Source organism: Salibaculum griseiflavum, assembly GCF_003129565.1.
Classification (GTDB): Bacteria; Pseudomonadota; Alphaproteobacteria; order Rhodobacterales; family Rhodobacteraceae; genus Salibaculum; species Salibaculum griseiflavum.
In genome coordinates this window covers 79,390-85,670 of sequence record NZ_QETF01000012.1, presented here as the reverse complement: position 1 = coordinate 85,670, position 6,281 = coordinate 79,390, and the positions used below count along the sequence as shown (strand labels likewise).

Annotated in this window: 9 protein-coding genes; 1 reads left to right on the top strand and 8 read right to left on the bottom strand. The window is 56.7% G+C overall.

The genetic code is table 11. The features are described from left to right. Positions 1–396: 396 nt before the first annotated feature. Positions 397–756, top strand: a complete 360-nt coding sequence (locus tag DFK10_RS11455) for a helix-turn-helix domain-containing protein (protein ID WP_109389170.1) — start codon at positions 397–399, stop codon at positions 754–756. Positions 757–825: 69 nt separating this feature from the next. Here DFK10_RS11455 and DFK10_RS11450 read toward each other — a convergent pair. The 8 genes from DFK10_RS11450 to DFK10_RS11420 all read right to left on the bottom strand — a co-directional run bounded on the left by DFK10_RS11450 (position 826) and on the right by DFK10_RS11420 (position 6,089). Continuing rightward, a protein-coding gene (locus tag DFK10_RS11450; protein ID WP_408005588.1) for an IS3 family transposase occupies positions 826–1,958 on the bottom strand; the annotation gives its coding sequence in 2 pieces (ribosomal slippage) (positions 826–1,691 and positions 1,691–1,958; 1,134 coding nt in all). Between the two features lie 106 nt (positions 1,959–2,064). Beyond that, positions 2,065–2,475: a hypothetical protein gene (locus DFK10_RS16275; RefSeq protein WP_146193262.1), complete on the bottom strand. Its 411-nt coding sequence runs from the start codon at positions 2,473–2,475 to the stop codon at positions 2,065–2,067. Positions 2,476–2,552: 77 nt separating this feature from the next. Then, positions 2,553–2,795 (bottom strand): hypothetical protein, encoded by a 243-nt coding sequence (locus tag DFK10_RS11445; RefSeq protein ID WP_109389168.1) that lies wholly within the window; start codon positions 2,793–2,795, stop codon positions 2,553–2,555. 498 nt (positions 2,796–3,293) lie between these two features. Next, positions 3,294–3,677 carry a dihydroneopterin aldolase gene (locus tag DFK10_RS11440; protein WP_109389167.1) on the bottom strand — a complete coding sequence of 128 codons (384 nt, stop codon included), beginning with the start codon at positions 3,675–3,677 and terminating at the stop codon, positions 3,294–3,296. A 60-nt stretch (positions 3,678–3,737) separates the two neighbouring features. Next, on the bottom strand, positions 3,738–4,475 hold the full coding sequence (locus DFK10_RS11435; protein WP_109389166.1) for a hypothetical protein: 738 nt from the start codon (positions 4,473–4,475) through the stop codon (positions 3,738–3,740). Next, positions 4,472–5,437 (bottom strand): helix-turn-helix domain-containing protein, encoded by a 966-nt coding sequence (locus DFK10_RS11430; RefSeq protein WP_109389165.1) that lies wholly within the window; start codon positions 5,435–5,437, stop codon positions 4,472–4,474. Before DFK10_RS11430 ends, DFK10_RS11435 begins: the two co-directional genes overlap by 4 nt. Beyond that, on the bottom strand, positions 5,434–5,829 hold the full coding sequence (locus DFK10_RS11425) for a VRR-NUC domain-containing protein (RefSeq protein WP_109389164.1): 396 nt from the start codon (positions 5,827–5,829) through the stop codon (positions 5,434–5,436). The genes DFK10_RS11430 and DFK10_RS11425 overlap by 4 nt, the downstream gene beginning before the upstream one ends. Then, positions 5,826–6,089, bottom strand: a complete 264-nt coding sequence (locus DFK10_RS11420) for a hypothetical protein (protein WP_109389163.1) — start codon at positions 6,087–6,089, stop codon at positions 5,826–5,828. The genes DFK10_RS11425 and DFK10_RS11420 overlap by 4 nt, the downstream gene beginning before the upstream one ends. Positions 6,090–6,281: the final 192 nt, after the last annotated feature.

The window sequence follows — 6,281 nt, the reverse complement described above, 5'->3', positions numbered from 1 at the left end:
GGGGAAGAAGGGCTCAAGACGCGCCATCTGCGCCTCCGTCAGCCAGAAAAGATCAGACATGGTCACCGCTCGTTTTTCGAACCGTGAATCACGCCGAAATGCGGAAATCAATGGGTCCTGACCCTAGCGACGATCACGCCGATCACATGCCCGGCGACGAGAACGATCGTACCATAAGCTGCGACCTCATGAAGCCCTTCGATCCGCTCCTCACCCCACAGAGAGAGTGGGCAGTCGCAACGGATTGTACTAAAAGTTTACTTTTCATTCTAAAGACACATTTATTTTCGTTGTCCTCGCCGCCATAGTTGTTCGTCGGATCGGGCTAAAACGCCTCCCCTCGAACACATCGCGACCCAACGCTAAACAAATGCAGTAACCTTGTAAGGTCCCTCTATGTCTCATCCCGTCGATGTATATGTTGGTCAAAAGTTAAGAGAAGTGCGACGCTTAAGGGGGCTGAGCCAGTCATGTGTCGCTCAGTCACTCAACATCACCTTCCAACAGGTTCAGAAATACGAACAAGGAAAAAATCGCTTATCGGCGAGCAAGCTTTTCGAAGCTGCCCAATTCCTGGAGGTTACTCCGGGCTATTTTTTTGAGGGACTGGAGAACATCTCGAATCCCGCACCTATTTTAGATGACGATACAACAAAGTTGGTTACGATGTTTTCCCGTGTCGAAAACCCGCGCCTGCGACAACAAATTGCCAAGCTTGTACGAACAATGGTCGAAACCGACGGACCGGAAACTTAAGCGAACGCAGAGGTGGTCCTGCTTTTTCGACCAGATTGCAGCCCAGTTAAGTTGGATCAAGGTTTCAGATCAGGCTGCCATTTTCATGGGTTCCGTTTTGCTGGCATGGACCTCATCCGGGGTCAAGATGCCATAGGTCGAGTGGGGCCGCTCGGCGTTGTAATAGGCCAGCCATCGCCCGATACCCTCCCTGGCTTGTGACCCGGTCTCGAAGGCACGCAGGTAAACGCATTCGTATTTCAGCGACCGCCAAAGGCGCTCGATCATGCGATTGTCGATCCAGCGGCCCTTGCCATCCATCGATATCGTCACCTTGGCCTCCTTCAGTTCATCGATCCAGTCGCTGCTGGTGAACTGCGATCCCTGATCGATGTTGAAGATCTCTGGCGGGCCATAGGTGGCCAGCGCTTCTTTCAGCGCCGCGACACAGAAGTCTGCCTCCAAGGTATTCGACAGACGCCAGGCCAGAACCTTGCGGCTATACCAATCCATGATGGCGACCAGATACAGGAACCCCCGCTCCATCCGGATATAGGTGATATCGGCACACCAGACCTGATTGGGCCGGGTGATCGCCAGCCCCTTGAGCAGGTAGGGGTAGATCTTGTGCGCCGGGTGTTTCTTGCTGGTGTTGGGCTCCTGGTAGATCGGCACCAACCGCATCAGACGCATCAGGCGCCGCACACGATGACGGCCGCACTTGTGACCCCGCCGCTTCATGTGACGCGCCATATGGCGAGAGCCATACCACGGGGTCTCCAGGAACTGCTTGTCGATGATCTCCATGAAACGTAAGTTCTCAGCGCTTTCACCCTTGGGACGATAATACAGCGTAGAGCGCGACAATTGCAGCAGCGCGCATTGCCGCCGCTGGCTCAGCTCATGATCCTTGCTCACCATTTCTTGCCTCGCGTCCCGAGCAGCTGAACCGAGGCATTGGCTAAAAAATCCCGTTCCACCACCAGCTGCCCGATTTTTGAGTGCAGCTTATCGATCCCCGACTCGTTAACCTTCCCGGGATCAGCACCCCGCCGGGTGAACGCCGTGGCCATGTTCTCAATCGCCGCCCGCTTCCATGTGCTGATCTGGTTCGGATGCACGCCATACTTCTTCGACAGCTCGGCCAGCGTCATCTCTTCGCGGATCGCTTCAAGCGCGACCTTCGCCTTGAAATCAGGCGTATGCGTCTTTCCCTTTGCCATTTCGGATCGTCTCTCTCGTCATGCGATCCAACTTAACAACCGGTCCGAATTTCCGCGACCACCTCTGGTTGTCAGGGTCGCAAAGTTTCGTATTCGTAGAGGCCGGTTAATCGTCACCTTCTGGAGCGGGGTCATCATTGATCTTGCTTGGGGTAAAAATCTGATGGCGTGGCCGAGCAGACTGCAAGATGGCCGGATCCCCCCATACGGAGATGAACAGACTGGTTTTCCCAGAAGAGCGTAAGTGAGCAGGCTCAATTTCAACTATGCGCACTCTTAGATGGGCGTAGCGCTGAAGCGCAGGTCGTAGAATTTCAGTTGCTTGCTGTCCCAGATATCCCAAGGCCAATTCAGCAGGTCTACCCAAGCCAAAGGGCAGGCGAGAAGGAACCATGTAGGTTGCGACAATCTTTCCGTCTTCTTGCAGGTATAGGTTAACAGCATCGCCGGGCGATGCGCTTTTGGGAAGCTTGTCCGCCGTCAGTTTGACGGAAGCTTTATGGATGAGTGGTTGCATGCTGCCTCGAATCCCCAGTTCGCCTGGAGTTGACGCTTATTTAGCATAAGGCAGCGATTCTTCAGCCCCTGAAATTCTTAGCTCGCGATATCGATGGGAATATCGCGTGCCTTCAGGGCTGTGATAACCCCACGCAAAACGTTACTGGTGTTGATGCCTTCTTTGAGCGCCTCATCGATCTTCGCTTCAGACGCTGTTGGGTCACAGATATCCAAGATGACACGCCGGTCGCCATGCGCATCATAAACCACCTGCTTACGACCACCATATGCAGTGCGCAGGCCCACAAAGTCTGAGCTGTTTTTCGCATGATATGCCATTGACTTACTCTGCACGATGTTTTTTGCGGTACAGAAAGAAATTAATAGCAATAAATCAATGTGTTATTCCGCGCCTGTTCGTGAGTGTGCCTCAGGCGCAACGTTCAATTTTCAAGACTTAGCGTCTGCCCCTAGATCTTGTGGCTATGCCGCTTTTCGCCACTTGAGCCGAAACCGATGCTGACTGACTATTTCGTCTAAATTCAACGCCGTACCTGTTAAAAGTCATACAGGGACTTTCTGGGTGCAATTCATGGCTTCCAAGGTCCCGATGGCTCCAAGTCGACATTTCCCCAATGACGTGATGTCAAACATAAAGATCGCTGGTGTCTGGCCGCTGAACGAACATTTTCCGCCCTGAGCCGCATCTCAGGTCTAGCAAAGCGCTGGACAGGCCGAACACGACCGTGAGGCCGCCTTGAGCTTACCTTTTTCGGGTGTCGAAACTGTGTGTCGTCAGACCGATTTTAGCGCTCGTTTTTGGGCTGAGCTTGTCTTTCAGCGCAGGCTTTCAAGGTCCTGTGCATCCAGTCTGAGGCGTATGCCCAGAGTTCCGCTTCCGTCCTTCACAGGACGTTTGTGCAAGCCAATATCGAGACCAGTGATCTCTGGGTGTGGAGCACATGCTTTTGCAATCCTGCTTACAAGCCATTCTTGCGTCTCGTAATGGCCATCACGTGCCAAGTGATCAATTTCTGCAATCAACGGATCGTAATCAAAAACCTGGCTCATGCCGTCTTCTGACACGAACACTTTCTCCGAAGCGATCGATAAGGTCATGTCTAGGACATGGGCTTCCGGAACCGTGTCGTTTTCGCCGTAAGTCCCGATGACTGTTTGCAGCACCAAGTCTTTGAGTTCGATTGTGGCGGTGGCTACCAATTGAATACTCCTTGAGCTTGTAATCCTGCTCCTGCCTCGAAGAGTTCAGGCAGCAAATTGTTATTTTGATGATGCGTTGGCTGATCGTAGGCGCGTTTGTTTCGGCTTCCAAGGTCGCTGTGCCGGCAGGGCTGCGGCTATTTGAACATCCCGCAGCATATTCCCGACTTGTAGGCCTTCCTGGATCCATTCCAGTGCCTGCCACCAATCCCCATACGCCCGCCTCGCTGCCTCAATCTGCTCTGGGTGGGGCGAGTAAGTAACAGGACAGGCCCGCACCTCCACTGTCCGCCACTTGCCGCGCGACAACACGCGCTCGGTCCCAACCACCTCGGTCACCGCGCGATCGCCATGCCGGTTACGTTTCATGTCCACCGGCACACATCGGGGCACGGCCCCTGGCATCCAATCCGGTGTTAGCCCAGCGCGCGCGAGCTCTGCCACCCGGATGGCTATACGCTTACCGCCAAGATCATCAGGCATCCCGGCCACTGTGGCCGCGATCACCTCAGCATCCTCGTGAGTGTAATCGCCCAACTTGTACCGGCCGCCATCAATTTTACAGCCCAGCGCCGCGCGCTGCATGAGCACATATTCAAGACCAAATCCAAACCCATCTCCGCGCTCTGGATCAGGCGGCTCAGGCAGTTCCAGCTGAGCGCATTCGGTGCGAAACGCCCATTCCAGCGCTTGCTGCACGGTCATCACGCGCTTTGGGCGGCCGTTATATGATTGGTTGCCGCCTTTGCGAGTTGAGGCGAGTGGGTGCGCATGCAGCGTTCTATCAATCTTGCTCATAGCACCCCCCGCATCCGCAGCTGGTCATGGGTCACTAACCCGCGCTCCAGCATGGCTTGGCACATGGCAGTGCTGATCATGCTAGGTGGCAAGTAGCCGTCGCACTTCACGCGGTCTGCATAGAAGGCTGCCAGCTCATCGATGCTGGGGGCAGGCCCTGAAGCCGCCTTTCCCCGCCGCCTTTTGCCGTCCTGGCCGTTGGACCCATTCGAAGTCGTTTTGCGCTGGGCAGCGCGTTGCATGACCCGATCCAGCGCCTTGGGCCCGTCGGGTGGCTCGGGGTGATCTCGCCGCGACGCCTCAGCCGCCTCGAGGATTTCAGCCTTAGTCAGCCCGAGGTCGGTCTGCCAGCGTTGAACATGCTCTCGCGGAGGCCAGCCCTGCCACCAGCCAGGAAGAGGCCCGTCATGATCGAAGCCCAGCGCTGAGAGCAGCTTTCCAAAGAAATCATCAAAACCGGTTTCGCGCGCTCGCGCGTTCTCCTCCTCCTTTACTGGTTCTCTTAAAGGTTCCCTTACAAGGTTAGTCTCCGAATTTCGCAGATGGCTTTGGCGATTTTTCGGAGATGGGTCGGCCTCAAATTCGGAGTTGGCTCCGTCTCCGAATTCTGGACACGGCTCGGTGTCATTTTCCCAGTCTGGGCCCTCCTGCCCATCTCCGATTTCTGGAAGTGGCTCTTGTGGGCCTACCAATTCAAATCCCAAGATGTAGCGTGTGGCTTGGCGTCGTTTGGTCCGATGGTTTTGACATTGAATGCGCCGAATGAGCCCCAGGGCTTCAAGTTTCTTGAGGTGATCGTTCAGCGAGGAGATCGACATTTCAGCGTCCGCGGCCAGGCGGGCTTGTGTTGGGAAGCAGCCGAAGTCCGGGTTGTGCCGATCGCAAAGATGCCAGAGGACGATCTTGGTGGCTGGCTTCAAACCGCGTTGCTGAATTGCCCAGTTGGTGGCAGCATGGCTCATGGTGCGGCCCTCCGACCTGGAGCGGCCACGCGCGTTGTGAGGCCATGATCAGCCAGCGCGCCCAGCGCATCATCCAACGACCGCACCAGCGCCCAGCCAAAGCCCTGCGCCTTCACGGCATCACGAAACGCCTCCTGCGCTGGGCTGAGACGGCCTTTGAGGGATTTCAGTTCGAGAAAGAGCGCGCGACCGCGACACAGGATGATCAAGTCGGCAAAGCCCGGATGGACGCCCATGCCGACCAGGATGGCCTGTCGCTTGGCCCCGTGCGGGCTGGCCTCGGTCACCTCATTGGCGCAGTGATGGATGATCGCGCCCTTGGGGAGGGCAAAGCGCAGCGCGGTCACGACAGCACGCTGCAGATCCGCTTCGGGTGTACCGCGTCGTTTCATGAGCGGCCCTCCCGATCTGGCGCGGGCAACCGCCCTGGCGTCTTGGCGTCAAGCACGACCAGCAGGATGCGCGCATCCTCGCGCTCCTCAAAGGTCTCACCATGTTGCACCAGCACCTTGCAGGCGAGCCGCACCAGGTAATCGGAATGGTGCGCCACATCAGCCACCACCATGCGCGCCTCGCGCCGGCGCTCGTCGATCCAGTCCTGACGCGCGCGGTCCCGCGCACTGGACTTGCGGAAGGGAAGGGGGATGCTCATCAGCGCCCCCCACGGCGTGCACGATTGGTGCGGGCATTCTCCTGCTCAAGCAGCCAGGCCTCGACCGCGTCACGGCGATACAAGACCCGTCGCCCAATCCGCGTGCACGGCGGCCCAATTTGGCGTGCTTCCCAGCGGCAGAGCGTGTCACAGGTAAACCCCAGTTCTATGGCCAGCTGCTGGCGTGTGTAC